The sequence below is a fragment of the Pseudomonas sp. GGS8 genome (genome assembly GCF_024168645.1).
Taxonomy (GTDB): domain Bacteria; phylum Pseudomonadota; class Gammaproteobacteria; order Pseudomonadales; family Pseudomonadaceae; genus Aquipseudomonas.
In genome coordinates this window covers 1,152,201-1,175,375 of the sequence record NZ_JALJWF010000001.1, presented here as the reverse complement: position 1 = coordinate 1,175,375, position 23,175 = coordinate 1,152,201, and the positions used below count along the sequence as shown (strand labels likewise).

Below are 23,175 nucleotides of genomic sequence, written 5' to 3'. Positions count from 1 at the left end.
ACGCACCCACAGAAAAACGCTCGAATACCCACTGAACATTGACCGGACATGTCTGGAAAGTGCCTGCGGGCGCATCAGACAATTCCAGATCTGTCTCTTCATGTTCTGAAACAACCGACGCAGGCCGTTTGGCTTGCGGCCGCGAGCCGTTTGTTAATAAGCGTTTCTGCCCAAAACAAAAGTTACACTTGTTCGTGGGGTTTAAGTGTAATTAATTAATTGGCTGGTTGTTAGATTGAGGTTGTTATTTTTATCGCTTAGTATTTTTTCGATGTCGCAGCTTAAATAGTCTTTGTTTTGTCTGTTGCTCGAAAAATTGCAGCATTAGAACAGCTGTGCAAGTGGGTTTGGATCTTCAAAGTTAGAGTCTTCAGTGCTGGCTTTAAGTATTAGTTCGGATACGCAAGCGTCGACGGATGAATGGTGCTCGACGTTGCTGTCTGTGTGTATTTCCAAGTTTGTTACAAGGGTGTGGATGTGATGAATCAATATCAGGTGTCGACTACTGCGGGTAAGTCGTTTCTCCAGCATTTCAAATCAGATGATATTCAAACACTCGCCAGAGAGTTTCACACCGCGCCTGAATATGACGCGTTGATTGGCTATTACACAGCGTGCAAAAAGGATCAGCGATGGAGTGAGCAGATGGCGCCGTTGCTGTTGCTCAAAGACACGCTGGACTCACTGATTGACCAGCGAACCGCGCCGATATCGCCAGCGCTGGCCGACCTCTCTGCGCGGCTCGAGAACTATTCAAATCGACTCGTCCAGACGGTTCGGATGTTGAATCCGGTTGCACCGCAAGTGCCGAAAATAATGCACTTCGTTTGGGTGGGCGGGAGCGCAGTAGGCGCAATTCAGCGGGACTACATCAACATCTGGAAGGAGGTCATGGTCAAGGAAGGCCATACGTTCAACCTGTGGTACGACAGTGATGCAGTGCTGGCGTTCGAGATGAATCGGGTGATCCTGGAAAGTGCCAGGGCGCATGCCATGGAGTCGGGGGGAGCGACAATCGCCACGCCCCTGGAACTGGCCCGGATGATCGAGCATCGGGCCCGGGTGCTGAAGGTGCAGATGTCGGCCCATCTCGGCCAGGAACGCTGGGCGGGCAAGGCGGATGAGGCGCGTATTGATCTGATGGTCCGTGCCTATGGCAAGGACGAGGCCACCCTCATTGCTTTCAGACAAAAATGCCTGGACAGTCACTTGGCCATGGTGGATGAGCATCTGCGGTTGCGTGACGTTCGTGAGGTGTTCAAAGAGCATCTTTTATGGGACGTCTATGAGCGCGAGGTAGCAGGACGAGGGAACTTTGCCGCGGCCAGCGATGTGGTGCGTCTGCAGGTCGAAGCGCTTGAGGGTGGCCGCTACAGTGATGTGGATTACTTGCCGCAATTGAAGAGCCGCCTGGGCGGAGTCGATATCACGTCCTTCGGCGAAAGCGCGCAGATTGGCGTATTGCAACTCCTGCTCAATCACAATGAGTCGTTGATGCCCGGTCGCGACCCCGGTCGATACCCTGACCGCACGATGATTATTCCTGAACAACACAGGAAAGCATTAACCGAGTTTGCGCAGCAGCGTCCGGGTGTTAACGACATATTCTCGGTACCGGTAAATAGTGAAACGCCCATGGACGGTATTCGCATGGCGATTCAGAACAACGGTGAAATGAATTCACATATCGTGGCGCATGCCGGCGCTGGCTCGATCCAGGCCATTATCGAGTTGATCAGGTTCAACTACGATTTTCTGGCAACGTTTGAATCTCGATTGAATACGGCGGGTGCGGATTGGAGCAACAACACTGTCGTACAAGAGGTTCTCGTGGCAATGGTGAATGAAAAAACTGCCGAGGTGCCTGCGCTGTCACACACACGCCGCGAGTATCTACACAGACTAGCGAATGCCATTCGTAATTACTACAGTGACGGTATTCGCAATGAATCCCGAGGGACCATTGTGTTGACCGGGCCTGGGGCGGCTATTACAGGGCTTGAGGAGTACGTAGAGAAGCATCTGCTGTTTGATGGCGCTAAGGAGATTCGAGAGCGGTTGGAGTTGGCCGATGGCTACAATGTGAACACCGAAGAAGAGAAGGTTTCTGGCTGGACAATCAACGCAACACCGGAAGAGTGGCTGCAAAAGGAGCAAGCAAACTGGGCCGAAGGGAAACTGAAAACACGCTACCAGGGCAATTTTTCCGAGCTGTTGAAAGGGCAGACCCTAAGCTTCGAAAAGGGCTGGCCGATCATCGAGGGGCGACCCGTTTTGCTGACTGGAATCCTGCAGCGGTTGATGGATGAATTGGGGGAGCCCTTCATCCGTGCGATGAATGAAAAGCTCAGCGGTAAACTGAGCTTCGACAAAGCTTTTTCCCTGGACTTCGATGAACGTCAACGGATTCTGAACCAGCCCCTTACAGAACTTCCGGTTTCCCTTGGCTTCGATCCGATTGGCAATCTGAATGAAATGATCGTTCGCATCGGCCATGGGGCTCTGCCGCTCGATCACTTGAGTCCGGTTCATCGGGTGGTGCTCGGCGGCCTGTTCGGCGCTCCGACGCTGGACAATGCCGGTTTCGCCACCGCCTGGCAGCAGCTTGGCGCGCTCGCGCAAAGTACGTCTGACCGCGGTCTATCCGAGCGTTACATGGCTATCGAGCAGGTGCTGCTCACGCACAAAAGCCCCGAGTTCGAAGCAGCGTTTGCCGCTTTCAAAGCGCCGTTTGAACCCTCCCGGGAGAGCGCCCAGGTGCTCAAGATTCTCTCATTCGATAAACCGCTGACGCTTCGGCAATGGGGCGAGAGCGTGGCTCGCATCAGACACCAGACGGAGTACGAGCTGCGCACCTACATTCTTCAGCGCAGTGCCTCGGTGCGTAAAACGCTTCTGGAGGCAGGCGCGTCAATGGCCAGGTTGATGCCACAGGGGTTGCTGGTCAGGGGCGACGGCGACCCCGGCAGGCGCTGTTATCCACTGGCGCTGTTGATGGCGGCGGCGACTCATCAGGGTCGCGAAGCCGTACAGGCACTGAGCGGCAGATTGGCCAACGCGCATTTCTCACCCAGTGAAAGTGATACCCATGCATTTCTTCAGGCGCTCGACGATTTACGCGCCATTCCCCAGGCCGATTTTGCCGACAAGCTCGGCGCGTTGAGTTTCGACGGCGTCTTTGAGGCGTTGGCGGCTAAACCCGCACCTTGCACGTTGATGCTCAATACCGAAAACCACTCAATGATGGTGGCCAGGACCGGGACAGCCGAACACAGCAGCTGGTCTTTCTACGATCCCAATTTTGGTGTCTTCGGTTTTGACCGGATCGACAACCTCAAGCTTGGCATGAAGACACTGTTCAGCACGTCCGACTTGGCCAGGCAGTATGCGATCGAGTCGACGAATCGCTCCCCCTTCAATGTGATTGAGCTTGATGGCAAGCGCCTCGCCAGCAAGCGGTTAACGTCGAAACTGCAAGTGTCGGCGCTGTTGGGCAATGAATCCTTGAGCTCGGGAAAAAGCGTCACACCCTGGTCCCATCACGCCCAATTGCGCACACGGGCGCTTTCTGAAAACGCTCGATTGGGACGAGGCCTGTCCGAAAGGGATGCCAGCGTCTGGGCGACGAAGATGGATCAGGTCACAAAGAGGGTGAGAGCGGCGAATGAGCTGGGGAGTGAGTACGTTCCCGTCTTCGCCACCCTGCTGGCTCAACCGGATGACGGCTACACACTGTCGTTCATGGACGTCAAAACGCAACGAATCCGCGAGGTGACAACCAAAGAGCCGTTTCTCAAGCAGATCAAGTCGTTTCTGGACAAGAGTATCGAGTACCTGGCAGGCCCCGGCGATGGACATAAACCTGTCGACCCAACGGATGTTTTCGAGGGTAGCCGGCTGAGTTTTGCGTTTGGTTTCCAGGCGTTGATCACCGAGCTTCGAAATCGCGATCAAATTGCGCAGCCTGGAACAGAGTCGAACCTGGCCGTCGCCGTTCGTCTTCATGGCTACCTGGGTTACGCGCAGCTAGCCCACGGTATCGCTCTCGACACGCTGCAAATGGCCAACCTGGTTCGCCAGCTGGTGAACGCAGAGCGAGCGATCGCCGTCAGGACTGCTTCGGCGGGCGGGCGGCTGCTGGCGCGCGTCGCCGGCCCGGGGGTGGGGCAGGTATTGGGCGTGGTCAATATCGGTTTTGACATTTACGAACTCTACAACGCAGAAAACCACGAACAAAAGGCGCGTTTCGGCACTCAGCTGTTGTTCGATGTCAGTGCGGTTGTGCTCGATGGCGTCGCGCTGGTGGTCGGCGGGACTGCGGGTGCGGTCGCAGGGTTCTTGTCGGTGCCGTTGCTGGGTATCGGCATCGGCGTCACGGCGATTGCCGGCAATCTCGGGCAAATCATGGACAAGGCCGAGAAAGTGGCCGAACTGTTCACCCGGTTCAAAACGGCGTATAGCCCGCAGGCGTTTTCGGTCAAGGAAGGGGTTGTATCGATCATGCCCGAGTCGGTGGTGGACACGCTTGATCTTCGCGAAGGGGTGATGGTGTTCGGCAGTCAGGGGCTCTTTCGCTCTTTGGGCGGCTCAGGGCTCCCGCGGCCCGATGGCAACAAACAGAACGCCATTATTGTTCGCGAAAGCATGGGGCTGCCAAAACAGATCGCGATTCCCGGCCCGCGTGTTCATGGTCGATTCAACACTGTCCCGGCAGATTCGGCTTTGCTGCTGCCGGGTACACCCAAGTGCTATTACGGCTATGAGTATCAGCTGGGATCCGATCCGGAGGTCTTTGAGTGGAGTGATCTACTCTTGAACGTTGTCGGAGTCTCGACCCTCCTGCCTCGCAAGTCATATCCACAATATGATGTCTTGCGTGATCTTGAAGCCAGGGAAGAAGGTTTTTACTTCACCCACGCCAGACCTTTCCCACACATCCTCTATAAGCTCAATCCGGTCTATGAGTCCACGACCATTCACGTGCGTGTAGGCATTGAAACGCGGGCGCTCTACGTTCCTGAGTTACCGCGAGAGATGAGGGGCAAGCTCTCTTACCGCATCGACACGATGAGAGGGGCTTACTCTCTTGCCCTGAAGCCAGGACTCGTAGCAGTCCACCTCAGTGCACGCCCTGGTGACGGGCCGGTGAGCTGGGTTTTGATCGCCGACTGGATCACACCACAACAAGTCAGTGTCGTCGACGCGGGGTTGAGCATCGACGGTATCGAGCTGAGCATCGATACCGGCACCGACGTGTATGTTCGAACAAAAAACCTCGAAACCTACCGCGTTGACCGCGAACACCGACAACTGAGCCTGGCTTCACTTCAGGCGGCCGACGGACGTTACTCGCAGGCGGAACTCGACCGTTTGAAAGTGCTTCACCAGGAGCAGCGCCTGGGTGGTGCTTTAATACCTGCGGGCAAGTATTTGCTGCCTTTTGGCAATCCGGGAAAACCGCAATACACCGTGGGTTGGTACGAAGTGGCAAAAGAACGGTTCGTTTATGGCCGTCAATTCATGGGGCCGGTCAGCGAAAAACTCCAACTGGCAGCAGTGCAAGAAGATCACGCTTACTTCTATCACCCGGACCAATCCATGATATGGCGCGTCAATGCCATCACGGGTTTGACCACATGGCGCTACAGCGTTTTCAACCGGGGAAGTGAAGAAGCGCAGATCATCGGCTGCCTTGATCGGGGGGCTGGCGTCGTGCAAGTGACCCAGCGGGTGCGCCTGAGCAAAACGCAGCGCTACCTGGTGGCTTATCTGATTCACGGCCTGGAAATCTCGTTGGTATCGGTGTCGAGCGAACCTCCTGACTATTTTGATACTTTGAAAGATGTCGTTGCCCTGTTACAGCAGTTCGATATTCCGGCCGTCGCTGATGTCGACGGCTCCGAAGGGCAAACGTCCTGGAAACCGGCTTCCTTTGTTACGGTGACGTCAGGCGACCTTGACAAGCCGTCGCTGCCGAGATGGATCAACGGGCAGAGCCACCAGATCCTGACGCCACACCTTCCCGTCAGCGAATCCGCTGCGGCGCAGCACCAATTAAGCCTGCTGCCACCGAATGATCCGGACGCTACAGCGTTCCTGTTTCACGACGCGCTCAGTCAAAACCTCTATCACCAAGCCTTTACCGGCAATGAAGCGCAACGGGTTCCAATTCCAGGTAGCGTCATGCTCAGGATCAGCGACGGCGGGTACCTGGTCGTCAACGAGTTTGGATTGATGTTTGACGTTCGCCAGGACGCGAGCTTTTCCCTTAATGGCGTGACGGGGCAATGGCTGGATGCTCATCCAATGTGGATGAGCGATCTGCAAACCCTTGGCAAGCAATATGCGGTTTCGCTGATTTCGCTCTCCGGACTGTCGGACGTCACCGGCCAGTTGCCTGTCTACGCACGTTACCTGAACAACAAGCTGTTGATAGCCGATCTGATAGCTGAAAAAGGTTGCCGTCTGCTATCCGTCACCCGGGATGGCAAGCACGCCTGGTTACTTGGCCTGAGCACCGGCCACCTCTATCGTCAGGCGTTTATCGAGCCAGAGCAGTTGAGCAACGCATTCGGCAGCGGCAGGCGACTGATCAATGTCGACGCGCTCCCGCGACCGGAAAAGGTGTGGGCACCCTGGACATTTTCTGAAGTGCTGCCCTACGGCACCGGTTTGCGTGGCCGTACCCGTGACGGGGTCAATCTCGAACTGATTGAAGACGAGCCGGCCCGGATTATCAGCGTCGAGAATGCCTGGTCCTATCGTTACATGGAGTCGACTGAAGCTTTCACAGAACGCCTGAAAGATTTGGTGTCCGGTCAGCGCCATGCGCCTTACCTGCCGGTCGGGCACTCGAACGACCGTTACGCTTATTACGTACCCGAACTCAATCGTGTATTTGAATTTTCCGGCAGGGCTGACGGGCAGTGGGCGAACTTTCTCGGGACCAAGCGAGGGAGTGTTCCGCTGTTGTTCGATCCTGTGGACGGCTTGATCTTCAACCGCAATACCCGAGAGGTTCTGTGGGTCGCGGCGAACAAGGCCAGCCGTGAGGGGGACGTCATGACACTGGAGGTGGCCGGAGAGGTGAAAGACCTTCTGGCCCTGGTGCCCGACGGTGTCAGCACAGTGATTCTGGGAGGCGCTGAAACGGGGTCGACTTATCACGTATCGGACAACGACTGGCAGCACCTCGATTGCATCGTGGTCGATTGCACTGACTGGCCGGACGTTGGCGCAATGCCCACGCAACTGATACTGGCAACCGGAGCGCAGGATAACTGGCGTGTCGACAGGGCGGACAAACACCTGCTGTTCACCGACCCCGACAACGGCAACAGCCTTGTTTTTCGTTCGGCGCAATCTGCGGATTGGGCATTGACCCAGTCGTTGAACCTGAGTGTGCAAGTCCTTGGCGGTACGCTTGAGGTCAGCATCCATGAACTGTGGCAAACCCTGGTCGATCAGGGCGAAAACAGCCTTGAGTTCAAGGTGCTCGTCGAGAAGTTGAACTCGGTCTAAACCGAGGGCGGCAAATGGGTAAAGACACTCGTTAATAAGCGACAAGCCCGCTTCATGGGTGTCGGCGGCCTCGTCCTGAGGCCGCTTTTATAACGGTCTGTTATTTCTATTTTTACAGGGAAGTATCTTTATGGGTGAGCAAGCAGCTCGTCATGCGAACGGCTACGTCAATTTTATTGATCTATTTAAACTCTCCGATCTTGAACAGGCGTTACAGGAGCATAAAGGCACAGACGAATACGACGCGGTATTTCGATATTACTTCGCGTGTATCGCTGTGCTCGATTTCCCGAGAATGTTTGCGCCGCTGGGTTTGCTGCGCGAGGCCCTCGGGTCTTTTGTTGAACCCGGGCGCCGGCGTCGACGCGCAGCGGGAATGGAACGGCCAGCTGCACAGCAGGGCGACGCCGCTCCGGGTCTGACTGAGATCCGCAACAGGGTCGAAGGCTTTCAGGTACGCCTGTCCAACAGCATTGAACAGCTGAGTGCCGCGGCCACCGAAGTGCCGAAAAATCTACACTTTGTCTGGCTTGGCGGTGGCCTGGGAGCTATCCAGTGCGACTACATTAATGTCTGGAGCAAGGTGTTGGCCGGGCAGGGCTATGCCGTAAAACTCTGGTACGACAGCGACGCCTTACTGGCCTATGAAACCAACCGGATCATTGTCGAGGCCGCCAAGGCTGATGCGATGCTTAATGGCGGGCATCGCAGCGAATCGTATCTTGATCTTGTTGATAAATATGAGGAGCGGGCCATTGTCCTCAAACAACAAATGTTCGCACATATCAACAAAGCGGTAGCGCGCGGTGTTAACGCGGATGATGCACGAATGGATCTTCTGGTACGTGGATATGGCCAGAATGAATCGACCTTGAAAGCCTTGCGGGAAAAGAATAGCCAGAGTATCTCGGCAATGGGCGAAGGCGGCGTGGAGCTGCGTGATCTTGCCGCGAATGGAACACCGTTGCACATGCAGGCCATTTACCAACGGGAAATCAGTCTACGAGGCAACTTTGCCGCGGCCTCCGATGTGGTGCGCATTGAGGCCTTGATGGCTGAAGGCGGACGTTATGCGGATGTCGATAACCTGCCACCTCTTCATGAAATGTTGGGCGATGTAGACATCAGTCAATTCGGCACCGATGAGCGTCTGGGCATTTTGCAGTTGTTGCTGGATCACAACCCGCAATGGATGCCTGGTCGTGAGGCATTAAGAGGCAAGTACACCAATTACTTTGAGCGTATCCCTGTAGAACATCGCCCGGCGCTGGAATGGTTCGCTAAAAGTCGACCGCAGTTGAATAGTGTTTTTCGCGCACCCGAAGAACGCCTCGTTCGGCCGGACGGACTTCGAGCGGTTGCCGAACGGAGCAGCCTGAACAATGCGTTTCTAATGGCTCATCCCGGATCGGCGATGGTGAGCGCCGTGATGGATCGTTTCAAGCTCAACTACGAGATCGTTGATGCCACAGCACGCTTGGCCATGGAGAACCAAGTCGCCTCTAAGGACGTTGAGGCGATAAGTCGTATTGCGTCGCAGGTCGTCGAACAACAGTTCGGTCCTTTTCACGCTCTGCCAGCGGAAGAAGAGTTCGCCCTGCATTTTCTGGCAAAAGCTGCAGCCTTTTACTACAGCGACGGCATTCGCCCGCAAAGCGAAGTGACCATCTATCTGACCGGGCCCGCTGCGATTCGCGATGCACTGGCGGATTACGCAAAAATGCATTTCACCCCTCGTGCCGCGGGGGCCTGGCAACAGGATGTGGTTATTGACCCCCGCGTAACGGTGAACCGGGCCACCGAGGAGGAGCTGGACCACTCCTGGAAAGAAAACGAAAGTGACACCGTCGAATGGCTAAAAAACGAAAAAAAACGTTGGGAGGCCGGGCAATTCAAGGCGCGTTATGTGGGTAAAGTGGATCAGTTGTTAAAGAGTCAGACGATCCATTTCGACCAGGGCTGGCCAATCATCGAAGGTCGACATGTGTTGTCAACCGAATTGCTGCAATCCCTGGCGCACCACCTTGGCGAACCCTTTTGGCGAGCGATGAATCAGCGGACCACGGGTGAGGTGACTTTCGACAAGCCGTTGTCGCTAAGTTTTGACGAGCGTCAATCCATCCTTGCGCAGGAGATCGCGCTACCGCCGTCCTTGGTCGGTGAACCGGTAACCGGGGATTTGCCGCTGGATGAGTTGCTTCACCGAATCGGCCGAGGCACTTTGCAGGTTGAACAGCTTGACCCCCGGCAACGGTTGCTGATCGGCTCGATACTGGGGGCGCGAGCCATGGATCAACGCAACTTTGATCAGGTCCGCGCGCGGCTGGAGAACCTCGCCAACAGTGTGTCTGAATTGGGCGTGTCTCACCGTTACGGGGCTATTGAGCGGGAGTTGTTCAAAGCCAATCATCCTGCGTTCGTTGAGGGTCTGGCCAGTGCCTCGACCCCATCCGTAGCGTTGTCCGAGACCAGCATTGAGCTGAAGAAGCAGGCGCTGGAGCAGTCGCTAACCTTGCTGCAATGGGGGCGCCAGGTCGCCCGGATTCAGCAAGTAGCAAAACTCGAATTCCGTGACCGCATCAGCGAGCGCATGACCGATGTGCTGGAAAGCTTCGATCAAGGCAGTTTTAAACTGGTGCCGCAGGACTTGTTGCTTCAGGGCGCCGGTGACCGGATCGCAGGGCGTTGCTACCCGTTGGCATTGGCCATGGCGGCAGCGATCAGCAAGGGCAGCGACGCGGGCAATATCCTTCGTGGGCGGTTTTACCTGGCGGTCATTGAGCCCGGTACCAGCGAATCGAATGCATTCGTGAGCCTTATTGAAGAGCTTCGCGATGTCGACGTGCATGACCTCGGCGGGCCGGTAGTGCGCGCCGATCTGGCACAGGTGATCGCGACGCTTGAAGAGAAAACCGGCGGCGGCACGTTGATGCTCAACTCGGATAACCACTCGATGCTGTTGGCCAAAAGTTTCGCTGGCGAGCGCAGTACCTATCATTTCTACGATCCGAATTTTGGTGTTTTCGAATTTGATACGGCTGAAGCGCTCAGCACGGCATTGAGCCATTTTTTCGTTAGCCAGGAGATGGCGCGGCCCTACGCTGCTTATGGAGAGCTCGCTCGTCCGGCCTTTGATTTGATTGAACTCGACGCCGCTCGGCTCAATGCAAAGGTACTGCCGTCGGGTGCTCTGGTATCAAGTCTTTCCGACTCGGGCAGCCTGCCAGAACAGGCGCTCCGGGTAAGACAGCAGCTGGCCAGCGCGCGAGGGCAGTCGCTGGTCAACAATGGGGTGCTGGGCAGCTCGTTGCTGGAACTGGACGCCCACGGGTGGGGTGGACAGATCGCGCAGGCGACACGGCAGTTGCAGGAGCGGCACGGGCTGTCGTCGAGCGCCGTTGTGTTGTTCGAGACCCTGGAGATCACCCCGGCAGGCGAATACAAAATCAGTCTGGTCGATACCGATCCGGCGCAGACCATTGTGCGCGTCACCACCGATGATCCTCGATTCCTGAGGATCAAGAACTACCTTTCGGACACCTTCCATACCTTGGCAGCGCAACCGCATGAAGCGGCGAGCTCGCCTGAGCTTACGGAGGCGAGCAGCGTCCATACGCTCAATGCCGGTTTCACCGTGCAGGCCTTGATGAATGCGCTGCGTCATCATGAAGGCGCGGCCAGCGGTGGTGACAAGGCACTGACCACTGCGATTCGCCTGCATGCCTACGTCAACTACGCCCAATTGGTTCATGGCAACGTGGTGGATGTGATTGGCGTTGTGACACTGGTGCGTCAGGCACTGGACGATGAAAAGCTCATCGCCCGCACCAGTGCACCGTTGGTGCAGAAGGCTTTGGGGCACGTGGTCAATGAAGGCGTAGGCACGGTGTTGGGGATGGTGAATGTCGGGTTTGATATTTACCAGTTGAGCCATGCCACCAATGACATTGAGAAGGCGCAATTCGGGACGCAGTTGGCGTTCGACTCCGCAAGCGCCGTGTTGGCGGCCGCCGGGCTGGGGGCGGCATTGGCCGGCGCCGGTACCGTGGCGGCGGTGCTGGGTGGGGCCGGGGTGATTCTGGGCGGGTTGGCGGTGGGCGTGGCTGCACTGGCTGAGGGATTTGCCACCATTGCCAAGGAAGCCAAAGAGGTTGCCCTGTTTTTTGAGGGGCTGGAAAAGGCCTATCTACAGGGTGGCTATCATCTGGACAAGGCCTCGAATGCCTGGATTGCGCATCCCTTGCTGGTATTCGCCGATCTTGATTTGCGCGCCTCCAGCGTCCGTTTCGACAGCCCCAGGCTGTTCCCGCTTCGTGACCATCTCGGGGTTCCCGATTTCGATGTGGATTACAACCGCGCCCTTGATATCCGTCAGGGCCTTGAGTTGCCGGACTCGGCGCGTTTTACGCCACTGCTCGGGCAGACGATCGTTTTGCCCTGCACCCCCAAGACCTGGTACGGCTATGAGTACAAGTTGCTGCCGTTTGTCACGTTTCGTCATGCCGGTGGATTCGATACGGCGCGTCGGCTCGAGAAAAAAAACGAACAGGGGCAATGGCAGTTCCTGTTTTCGTTCTACTCGTTTCCCGGCGAGTATGTGGTCAACCGGCTGAATCCTGTCTACAAACCCACGGTTTTCAACGTCCGTCTCGATAACGTTGAGCGCTCGCTGGTGGTGCCTGCACTGCCCAAGGCATGGCACGGTCTGGTTTCCTACCGGATTGAAGGTGCCGGCGCCCAATGTTCCGTGCTGCTCAATTCCGGGGTGAGCCTTGCACTGGATGCGCCGGGTCACACGGCCATGCGCTGGGTGCTGCTGGCTCCCTGGCTGGCGGAGACAGACGTCCGGATAGAACCCGCGGGTAGCCTCGTGTTGGGCGCGTTGGCGGTGAAGTTCACGGGGGGCGGCGTTCACGATGTGTTGCTCAAACTGGCGGGTAACTTGATCGTGCGCATCGATCTTGTTGCCCGTCGCCTGGCGGTGGTCGAAGAGGACGCCGAACCGGCGCTCGGGGAACAGGCATTGCTGGATCACTTCAAGTCATTGGCCCGTGAACATCGCCTGGCCATGCCTTATACCCCGGTTCATGAGTTTGTCGTTCCATTCGAAAATCCGGACGAACCCAGGAAGGTGGCCGCGTACTACGACTCGGCTCAGGATCGTTTTCTATACATACGCGATCCGGATGTGCTGTTGGCCGATGAAGCTGTGTTGGGCGCAGTGGTCGAGGGCTCGGCGTATTTCTATCATCCCGAGAGTTTTGAAGTCTGGCAGGTAGATGCAACGACGGGAACGCTGGCTCAACACTATCGTTTGCTTGTCGGCGATGACTTGGCGATTGTCCGTTGTGAAGCCGTCGCCAATGGCGGCGTCCAGATCGTTCAGCAGTTCACGCGAAAGGACGGCCCGCACGATGAACTGACCTACCTGATCCATGACCGGGCAGCATTGCTCGGCTCGATCACTCGGGGTCGGGATCCTGCACTGCAGACCGTTTTGCAGGCTGACACGCTCAAGGACTGGAAGCAGGTACTGGGCAGATATGTGTTGCCGGCAGAGACCGTCAATACCGTGAACTGGCGTCCCGGTGCACTGGTTTCGATTTGTTGGCAGCTCGAAGACAAGTGGCACGATCTGGTCTGGGTCCGCGAGGTTGACGGGTTGATCATCCGTCCGCCTGCCCGGCGTCACAGTGAGCGGGGATGGAAGAGTTCGATCCGGAATGACCTTCTGCTGATTGCGCCTGCAGGGGCAGAGGGCGAGGTGTTTGTGACGTGCGACCAGCCCGACCGACGCCTCGTACGACAGCAAAAGTCGATGGTCGATGGCCGCGTGCACTGGTCTTCCAGAGAGATTACCCCCTTGGGCCTGACCAATGTTGTCGCGGTTGAGCAGGGCTACCTCGCCCTGACCGACTCCGGCCTGTTCTTCAATGTAACGCCGGATGGCACGCTACGCCTGGGAGGGCTGAGCGAAACCTGGTTCAAGGATCGACCCCAGTGGTGGTCTGCACTGCCGGCGGTGTCGGTGCAATATCCGGTGTCGAGTTTCGCCCTCCTCGGGTTGACCAGCTACACGGGGAGCGCCGGTTTGTGTGCCTGGTACCTGGACGATCGGCTGTTGCTCGCGGATCTTGGCCATGGCAAAGAAGTGCGGTTGCTGAGTATCGCTCCAGACAATCAGGCTGCCTGGTTATTTGATCTTTCAACGGGCAGGATTTTCAGCCAGCGCTTTATCGATACGAAACATTTGAGTACGGCATTTGCCCAAGGAACCAGCCTTTTGCAGGCAGAGGCATTGCCGACCCCGATGCAGGAGTGGGCGCCCTGGATCTTTACCGACGTGACGGTGGAAGGCGCGGGCCTGAGGGCCACGACTTTCGAGGGCGTCGAGGTGGATTTACAGCACAACGAACCGGTACGGATTACGGGTGTGGACAGCCTCTGGGTCGCTGCACTGAAAGGTCCATTGAGTGAGGGGCTGGCGGCGCTGGCGAACGAACATCGATGCGCCGATTTTCTGTCCGTCAAAGACCCTGACAACCTTCAATGGTATGTGGTCCGGACCGGACGATTGATCCGAATTCCGAAAGCCACCATTACTGCGCCCTACACGCTGGTGGGCACCCGGCATCAAACCAATGTGATGCTGCACGAACACGGGGATGGTCTGTTGCACACCTATCCGCAGCAAAGCTCGGTCGGGCCGCTCGAGTATGTTCAGCGAAACGCCGAAGTCCTGGTGGTCGAGGGGCCGAAGACGGGAAATGACCTACTGCCGTTGATTGCCGATGATGTCAGCATCCTGGTGCTCAAAATGGGGCAAGGGACAACGACTGGCCGACTGACCCGAGCGGCATGGTTGAAACTTGAATCGGTCATCGTCGATTGTCGTTATCCGCTTGAGCAACCGCCCTTGATTCCGGGAAAGCTGATTCTGGACGCCTCAATCATGGATCAGTTATCGGTCAGCCTGGTCGATGAGCACTTGGTGATGAACGGCCTGGACAGCGGGCACAGCCTGATTTTTCGCGGTGTTTACTCATCGGATGTGACGTTGCGTGGTGACGTGATCCTTGCACTCAGCGGCTATCGATTGCGTGCAGTGTCGGAAATAGTGACCCAATTGCTGAGGCAACAAGGTGTTTCCGGCAGCGCAACGTTAACGGAGCTGATGGTGAATTATCAGATCGAGGCGCGCGCAGAACCGGCTTTTTAGAGCGCCTTGGCTGTTTACGGCACTAGGTAACCTTTCACCCCGGTGAAGATAATCTGTGCCGCCAGAGCGCACACGAACAATCCCATCAACCGGCTGACAATCTGCAACCCCTGGTCACCCAGAATCCGCTCGATGCGGTTCGACAGATACAACACTACGCCGACCGTAAAACTGGCCAGGGCAATACTGAGAATGGCCGTGAGCTTGTCGTCCCAATGCGGCTGGCTCACGCCCATCACCAGCAGGGCACCGATGGTGCCGGGGCCAACGGTCAAGGGAATGGTCAGCGGGACGATGGTCACGTCCTGCTGCACGTTGTCGGTCTGCACCGCCGATTTACCCTGGGCCATGCCCAGCGCCGAAATGAACAGCACGCTGCCGGCGCCGATGCGGAACGCGTCCACAGTGATGCCGAAGACGCTGAAAATCACTCGCCCGAACAGGTACAACAAGACACTGGACACCAGCGTGGCAGTGGCCACCTTCCAGGCCAGACGTCGTTGTTCCTTGCGTGAATAACCCCGGGTCAGGCTGATGAAGCAGGACAACACGAAGAACGGGCTGTAGAGCACTAGCATTTTCAGGTAAACGCTGAATAACACATGGAGCATGGTTTCGGCTCGCAGCAAGAGAGTGGTGAGGCGAAGTCTATCAGTCGACAATTGCGGGTGGGTATCCGGTTTTAAAGACTTTATTGTTTTTGTCTTCGTTGGCGTTGCCCTGAACTAAGAGTGTGGTCTTGATTTAATAGGGTAGTTGGATATGTTGTTACATGTTTGCATTTGTCGATGTTGGCTTTATTGGTTATTGTTTCTTTCGCAAGTTCATGGGGAACTTGCTTATGTATTTGAAAGGAATCTGTTGTGAATAACCAAGTCGTTAGTGAGCGCTATATTTCTGAATGTATTCAATCTTTGCGGGAATATGATATTGGTGATATGACTATTCACCCTCGTAGTATGTTTTCGGTGGGTGACAACGTTGACGAACCGTCGAAAGCCTCTATTGTGGGCGAAGGCGTGTTGTCCTTTAGCGCCGGCCTCAGTGGGGAGAACCGGTCGGATGCGCAGAATGCCTATCTGTATGCGACCCTTGCAGCGAACAAGGCATTTCCGCAGGACTTCCAGGGCAAAGAGTGGTATGCGCTGTTTAAGGAAGTCATGAGCAGAGCGGGTTGGTCGAGCACCAGCCTTTACTACAACGACTTGAATGTCAGCGGGACCAGTGTTCGCATGGACAAACTGGTGTTGGAGATTCTGGGCTCGGTGGTCGCTGGCGTTGCGCTGCCTGGTCCGACGACTGCATTGATGCTGAAAGTGGCGGGGGATGCAATTTCCGCCCTGCAAAAGCGCGATACGGCACTGACTGCTTATGAGCGAAATTTGTTGGCACATGGCGTAGGCGGAATCGCGGCCGGTGCGTGCACCGAAAATAATGGCGTCGCCACGATGGCCCTCGGTGCGGTGCGGTTTTTACGCAGGAACACGTCGACCAAAGTGCTGTTTGTGGATGTGGATACTCGTGATGTGAAACTGTATCGCGGTGAGGCAGTATTTGAAAAAAATGATCTGCTCGCCAAAGCCACTCGTGAAGTTATTGCGACCAGACTTATCGAACATGCCGGCAAAATTACTGACTATGACATCTAATTGAATGAGGAAGGGCAACCGATTATTGGCTGCCCTTTTTTATTAACGAGGGAATACTATGAGTTGTGATTATTCAGTGGCGGTTGTTGGGGCTGCTATCGTGATTGTTCCTGTATCTGATGGGTTGGCAGGTCATGATGATTTGGTCAACTCAGTATTCCTGGCGCAATTGGTTGCCAATAAACAGGTTGAGAAAGACCCGACGGCTGATTGGTACAACGTCTATGTAAACGTTTTGGATGATTTCTGGCTGCGGCAGATAAAGGCACGAGAGGAAAGGCTTATCACCGAACACAGTGGCGAGTCTGCGATCGACTGGGTTGCCGCAGCGATGGCAAAAGGTGCTCCGGGCGAAGGGCGAGTGGCTGCCGCGACATTGGCACGGGTGGCGAGTGTCTCGGGCACTGAACCTGCAATGAACTTGCTGCGCAGTCACATGCAAAAAGCGTCCGCAGATGAATCGACTGAAGTGACTGCGCCACCCAAGGTTGTGCGTCTGCTGGTGATTCTGGCGAGAACGCCGACCTCGGTCACAAGCGTGTACCTGGAGTTCAGGACTCCCCTGGAGATTAGCCCCAATCCTTTGGCGCAGCTGTATCGGGCCGAGGATGTGCAAGGCACTGTCAGCATGCGTTATGCTCGGGCCAATCTGTCCGAAGTCCTCTACGGTCCTGCGCGTGAGGCTGTCGCCTTCAAGATCAGGGAAAAGCTTGAGGGCCAGGTTGCGATGCAGAGTCTGACCGACGACGCTTCGGGTCTGATCGAATCGCACCACAAGGCTGCTCAGGAGGTTTGAGCCGTCGCTCGATTCTGCTGGTCACGTTGCGCAACCCAATGCTCGATCAGGTCGCGCAACTGCGACAGCTCGACCGGTTTGGCCATGTGCCCGTCCATGCCGGCCTGACGCGCGCGCTCTTTGTGCTCGGCGAGGATGTGCGCGGTTAACGCTACCACGGGGGTGCGAATCCGCTGGTTGCCGACTTCCCAGGCACGCAATTGCTGGGTGGCGGAGAAGCCGTCAAGGATCGGCATTTCGCAGTCCATCAGCACCAGGTCGTAACGCTGGGCCTTCATTGCCACCAAGGCTTCTTCGCCATTGCTGGCGGTATCCGGTTGCAGGTTGAGCTTGCCCAGCATGCCGCGGATGACCTTGGTCGAAATGCTGTTGTCTTCAGCGACCAGGATGCGGAAATCGCTGGGCACCTTGACCGGAAGGGTAGGGCCTGTGGGCAGGTGCTGCGAGGTGGCCGGGCCGTTGTTGCGCTGGTTCAGTTCGTCCGCCAGGGTGGTCTTGAGGGTGTAGCCGGCCACAGGCTTGGCGAGGATGCGCTTGATCCCGGAGTTGCGCGCGATGATCTTGCTCGGCGCATTGCTGATGCCGGTGAGCATGATCAGCAGAATATCGTGGTTCAGGCTTGGGTCTTCCTTGATCTTGGCGGCCAGTTGCATGCCGGTCATGCCGGGCATGTTCTGGTCCAGCAGGACCACGTCGAAATAATCGCGCAGGTGGGCCTTGGTACGCAGCAGCGCCAGCGCCTCCTTGCCGGACGGTACGGCGCTGACGTTCAGGCCCCAGGCGCTGCACTGCTGCACAAGCACCTTGCGACAGGTGTCGTTGTCGTCCACGACCAGTACGCGTGCGCCTTGCAACGGGCTGTCCAGGTCCGAGGTCGGATGTTCGAGACGGTCTGGGTCCAGTGGCAGGGTCAACCACAATGTGCTGCCCTGGTTGGCGCCGCTCTTGATGCCGAATTCGCCCTGCATCAAACGGATCAGCTGACGGGCAATCACCAGCCCCAGATTGCCCCCCAGGCTGGTAGCCGAAAGGAAATGCTTGCTGTGCAGCTCGGCGTGCATCAGTGCGTCGCGTTCTTCAGCCTCCATCGGCTGGCCGCTGTCCTGCACGGCGATGCGCAGCCGTGGTTTGGCGCTGCGTTCATCCAGGGCGACAACGATCAGAATCTCGCCTTCATCGGTTTTTTTCAGAGCATTTTCCAGCAGGCTCAGCAGGGTCTGGCGCAGGCGCGTCGGATCACCGCTGATGACGCGCGGTACCTGTGGCTGGATAAAGCTGATCAGCTCGATGTTCTGTTGTTCGGCCTTGGCGCGGAAGATGCTCAGGCAGTCCTCGATCAGGGCATTGAGGTCGAACTGCACGTCGTCCAGCTCGATCTGCCCGGACTCGAGCTTGGAGATGTCGAGAATTTCGTTGATCAGCGTCAGCAGTTCGTTGCCGGCGCTATGGATGGTCTGCACATAGTCGCGCTGCTTGACCGACAGCGGTGTGCCCAGCAGCAGTTCGGTCATGCCCAGCACGCCATTCATCGGGGTGCGGATTTCATGGCTGATTTTCGCCAGGAATTCGGCCTTGGCGTTGATTTCGGCATTGCTGGCAGCCAGGTCGCGACTGACGCTGAAGCGGTCTTCGGTGATGCTCCGCTGTCGCTCGCCCAGGGCCACACTCATCAACAGGCCACTGATGCAGATAAACACCAGCAAGGTGATGATCAGGCCTTGCGGGGCGACAAGGGTCAGCCCCTGCAGCGCCGGCAGGATAATCAACGTGCCGAGGTTGAACACCACCATGGCCGCCACGAACAGGCGCGCCGGGCGATAACCTTTTTGCCAGTGATGGGCACTGACGAACAACATGCTCAGGCCGGCCAGGGCAACCAGTGCGTACGTGATCAGGTTCAGCGGCAACGTGTTGACGAACAACAACAGCAGGCCGCAGACCACGATGAACAGGATGTCCCCCAGCAGCAGTTTGTTCAGCGGATGTGGGCCGAGCGGGGCGAAGAAGCGGTAGGCGAACATCAGGCCGCAAGGCGCGGTCAGCAGCAAGGCGAGATAGGCGCCGGGTGTTTGTACGACGGACCCGTTCGGCAACCATGGTCGGGCCAGGTTCAGCAGTAGCACCAGGCTGAGCAGCAGCAACCCTTCACACGCTGCCAGCCAGAGGCTACTGCGCGAGCGGGTGTAGGTGTAGCGGGTCAGGTTATGCAGGATCAGCATCCCGAGACAGCCAAAGAGCAGACCGTAGATCAGCGTCTGGTTCTGAGTGGCTGCGCTCATGACCGCCGATTGCAGGGTGATGTAAGGCCGCAACTGGTGTTCTGAGACCAGTCGCATATAAATGTCGAGGGTTTTGTCGCTTTGTGGCAGCGGCAACATGAAGTCGCTGCTGGGCAGGGGGCGCTCATCCTGAGGCTGCCCGGTGCCGGTATTCAATTGATCGATCAGCTGATCGCCGTCGAGCACATACAGATTGAGGTGCGACAGGTCTGGTGCGAACACCCTCAGCAACTGTTCGTGTTTGCCGGGCGCCAGCCTGAAACGCACCCAAAGCGCACCCTCGGGCCCGGCCGCGGTGAGGCGGTCGAGTTCGATGGGGCTGAATTGATTGGTGTAGCGGCTGGAGCGGATGTCGCTCAGCTGCAGGTCGCCCTGTTCGTCGAGCAATACCGCCCAGCCACTGCCTTGCGTGGCCTGGGCCGGGAGCATGCAGAGCAAGGTCAGCAGAGTGACAGTGAAGCCTATGGCAATCCTGAGCCAGCGCACGGCGAAATCCCTTCGTAGGTTGATGCCAGAATATAACTATGCGCGGCGCCGGAATAGTCCGGCAAGGGCTGCAAGCCCTTGCCTGGCCGAATGGATGGCTTATTCCTGATTTTCGCCACGCTCGCGGGCAATGGCGCGGTAGCCAATGTCCTTACGATAGAAGCAGCCTTCCCAGTCGATTTTAGCCGCCAGTTTGTAAGCCTGCTGCTGGGCTGCGTCGACGCTGGTGCCCATGGCGGTTGCGCACAGCACCCGACCACCGGCCGTCACCACCTGACCGTCCTTGAGTGCAGTGCCGGCGTGGAAGACTTTGCCTTCCAGTACCGCGGCTGCATCCAGACCGTTGATGGCTACGCCTTTGGCGTAGTCACCCGGGTAACCGCCAGCGGCCAATACGATACCGACGCTCGGACGTGGATCCCACTGTGCTTCGACCTTGTCCAGCGCTTGCGCCAGGGCCGCTTCGACCAGCAACACCAGGCTCGATTGCAAACGCAGCATCACCGGTTGGGTCTCAGGATCGCCGAAACGGCAGTTGAACTCGATAACTTTTGGGTTACCAGCCTTGTCGATCATCAAGCCGGCATAGAGGAAACCAGTGTAGATGTTGCCTTCCTCGGCCATGCCGCGCACGGTTGGCCAGATCACCAGGTCCATGACTCGCTGATGGACTTCGGCCGTGACGACCGGTGCCGGGGAGTAAGCGCCCATGCCGCCGGTGTTCGGACCGGTATCGCCGTCGCCGACGCGTTTGTGGTCCTGGCTGGTGGCCATCGGCAGCACGTTCTTGCCGTCGACCATGACGATGAAGCTGGCTTCTTCGCCGTCCAGGAACTCCTCGATGACCACGCGGGAACCGGCATCGCCAAACGCGTTGCCAGCGAGCATGTCGCGCACCGCGTCTTCAGCTTCGGTCAATGTCATGGCCACGATCACGCCTTTGCCGGCGGCCAGGCCATCGGCCTTGATCACGATCGGTGCGCCTTTTTCACGCAGATAAGCCAGGGCTGGCTCGATCTCGGTGAAGTTCTGGTAGTCGGCGGTCGGGATCTTGTGGCGCGCGAGGAAGTCTTTGGTGAAGGCTTTCGAGCCTTCCAGTTGCGCGGCACCGGCGGTCGGGCCGAAGCAATCCAGGCCGCGGGAGCGGAACAGATCGACAACGCCTGCAACCAGCGGCACTTCCGGGCCGACGATGGTCAGGGAAACGTTCTTCTCGGCAAAATCAGCCAGTTGCTCAAGGGCCAGCACGTCGATGGCGACGTTCTCGCACTTGGCTTCTATGGCGGTGCCGGCGTTGCCCGGGGCAACGAACACTTTCTGCACGCGCGGATCCTGAGCCACTTTCCAGGCCAGGGCGTGTTCACGGCCACCGCTGCCAATGATCAAAACATTCATTTCAAAAACCTCGGATGACGCTAATTCTGGGGAGCACCGCAGAGATGCTTTTCTGTGGGAGTGAGCCTGCTCGCGATGACGGCGTTACAGTCAGATTCAATGTGTCTGAAAGGACGCTATCGCGAGCAGTCTCACTCCTACAGTGGATCGGGTACTTAGTGACGGAAGTGCCGCATGCCCGTAAAGACCATCGCGATGCCGGCTTCGTCGGCCGCAGCAATCACTTCAGCATCACGCATCGAGCCGCCTGGCTGGATCACCGCAGTGATACCAACCTTGGCCGCGTTGTCGATACCGTCGCGGAACGGGAAGAAGGCATCCGACGCCATGACAGCGCCCTGCACCTGCAAGCCTGCGTGTTCAGCCTTGATCGCGGCGATGCGCGCCGAGTTCACGCGGCTCATCTGGCCGGCGCCGACACCGATGGTCTGACGGTTCTTGGCGTAGACGATGGCGTTGGACTTGACGTACTTGGCGACTTTCCAGGCAAAGATCAGGTCGTTGATTTCCTGCTCGGTCGGGGCGCGCTTGGTCACCACTTTCAGGTCTTCGCTGCTGATCATGCCGATGTCGCGGCTCTGTACCAGCAAACCGCCGTTAACGCGTTTGTAGTCCCAGGCCGGAACGCGGTCAGCCGACCACTCGCCGCAGGCCAGCAGGCGTACGTTGGCTTTGGCTGCCACGATGGCGCGAGCTTCTGCGCTGACGGATGGGGCGATGATCACTTCGACGAACTGACGTTCGACGATAGCCTTGGCGGTTTCAGCATCCAGCTCGCGGTTGAACGCGATGATGCCGCCGAACGCCGACTCGGTGTCGGTAGCGTAGGCCAGTTCGTAGGCCTGACGGATGCCGCCTTCGGCGTCCGGGCTCACGGCCACGCCGCACGGGTTGGCGTGCTTGACGATCACGCAGGCCGGTTTGACGAAGCTCTTCACGCATTCCAGTGCGGCGTCGGTGTCGGCCACGTTGTTGTACGACAGCTCTTTGCCCTGCAGTTGGGTCGCGGTGGCGATACCGACTTCGGCAGGTTTGGCTTCAACGTAGAACGCTGCGCTCTGGTGCGGGTTCTCGCCGTAGCGCATTTCCTGGGCCTTGATGAACTGGCTGTTGAAGGTGCGCGGGAATTCGCTGCGGCCGGAGGTCGAGAGGGTTTCAGCCGCCTGGTTCACGGTGCCCATGTAGTTGGCGATCATGCCGTCGTAGGCGGCGGTGTGTTCGAAGGCCTTGAGCATCAGGTCGAAACGCTGAGCGTAGGTCAGGCCGCCGGCCTTGAGGCTTTCCAGAACGTTGGCGTAATCGCTGGCATTCACCACGATGGCCACGTCTTTGTGGTTTTTTGCCGCCGAACGAACCATGGTCGGGCCGCCGATATCGATGTTCTCGATGGCGGTCGGCAGGTCGCAGCCTGGCTTGTTGATGGTGGCTTCGAACGGGTACAGGTTGACCGCTACCAGATCGATCGGTTTGATGCCGTGTTCGTTCATGATGGCGTCGTCGATACCGCGACGACCGAGGATCCCGCCGTGGATTTTCGGGTGCAGGGTTTTCACCCGGCCGTCCATCATTTCTGCGAAACCGGTGTAGTCCGCGACTTCCACTGCGGCAACGCCGTTGTCGCGCAGCAGCTTGAACGTCCCGCCGGTGGAGAGGATCTCTACGCCCAGGGCTTCGAGCTCTTTGGCGAATTCAAGGATCCCGGTCTTGTCGGAAACGCTGATCAAGGCGCGGCGGATCGGCAGGCGGGTGGTCTGGTCGGTCATCTCAATTTCCATCAAAAGCAAAGGAGTCAGCAAAAAAGGCGGCCGGTTTTACGCGGGCGCCTTTCTG

At 57.5% G+C, this 23,175-nt stretch carries 8 protein-coding genes; 4 read left to right on the top strand and 4 right to left on the bottom strand.

Going from position 1 to position 23,175, the window contains the following annotated elements; translation table 11 throughout:
- Nucleotides 1-420: 420 nt before the first annotated feature.
- On the top strand, nt 421-7,521 hold the full coding sequence (locus tag J3D54_RS05155; RefSeq protein ID WP_253416961.1) for a TcdA/TcdB pore-forming domain-containing protein: 7,101 nt from the start codon (nt 421-423) through the stop codon (nt 7,519-7,521).
- Nucleotides 7,522-7,816: 295 nt separating this feature from the next.
- Nucleotides 7,817-14,740: a TcdA/TcdB pore-forming domain-containing protein gene (locus tag J3D54_RS05150; RefSeq protein WP_253426500.1), complete on the top strand. Its 6,924-nt coding sequence runs from the start codon at nt 7,817-7,819 to the stop codon at nt 14,738-14,740.
- Nucleotides 14,741-14,754: 14 nt separating this feature from the next.
- Here J3D54_RS05150 and J3D54_RS05145 read toward each other — a convergent pair whose 3' ends face one another.
- Complete coding sequence (locus J3D54_RS05145; RefSeq protein WP_007937197.1) at nt 14,755-15,351, bottom strand: MarC family protein; 597 nt, start codon at nt 15,349-15,351, stop codon at nt 14,755-14,757.
- Nucleotides 15,352-15,603: 252 nt separating this feature from the next.
- Here J3D54_RS05145 and J3D54_RS05140 point away from each other — a divergent pair, with 252 nt between their 5' ends.
- Nucleotides 15,604-16,389, top strand: a complete 786-nt coding sequence (locus tag J3D54_RS05140) for a hypothetical protein (RefSeq protein ID WP_253416960.1) — start codon at nt 15,604-15,606, stop codon at nt 16,387-16,389.
- A 58-nt stretch (nt 16,390-16,447) separates the two neighbouring features.
- Nucleotides 16,448-17,185 carry a hypothetical protein gene (locus J3D54_RS05135; RefSeq protein ID WP_253416959.1) on the top strand — a complete coding sequence of 246 codons (738 nt, stop codon included), beginning with the start codon at nt 16,448-16,450 and terminating at the stop codon, nt 17,183-17,185.
- On the opposite strand, the gene J3D54_RS05130 is transcribed toward J3D54_RS05135, so the two are convergent.
- From J3D54_RS05130 to purH, 3 genes are all read right to left on the bottom strand, one after another.
- Nucleotides 17,173-19,950 (bottom strand): hybrid sensor histidine kinase/response regulator, encoded by a 2,778-nt coding sequence (locus tag J3D54_RS05130; protein WP_253416958.1) that lies wholly within the window; start codon nt 19,948-19,950, stop codon nt 17,173-17,175. The two genes, J3D54_RS05135 and J3D54_RS05130, sit on opposite strands and share 13 nt — an antisense overlap.
- 99 nt (nt 19,951-20,049) lie before the next feature.
- Nucleotides 20,050-21,345, bottom strand: coding sequence for a phosphoribosylamine--glycine ligase (gene purD / locus J3D54_RS05125; protein ID WP_253416957.1), 1,296 nt, complete (start codon nt 21,343-21,345; stop codon nt 20,050-20,052).
- Nucleotides 21,346-21,500: 155 nt separating this feature from the next.
- Nucleotides 21,501-23,108, bottom strand: coding sequence for a bifunctional phosphoribosylaminoimidazolecarboxamide formyltransferase/IMP cyclohydrolase (gene purH / locus J3D54_RS05120; protein WP_253416956.1), 1,608 nt, complete (start codon nt 23,106-23,108; stop codon nt 21,501-21,503).
- Nucleotides 23,109-23,175: the final 67 nt, after the last annotated feature.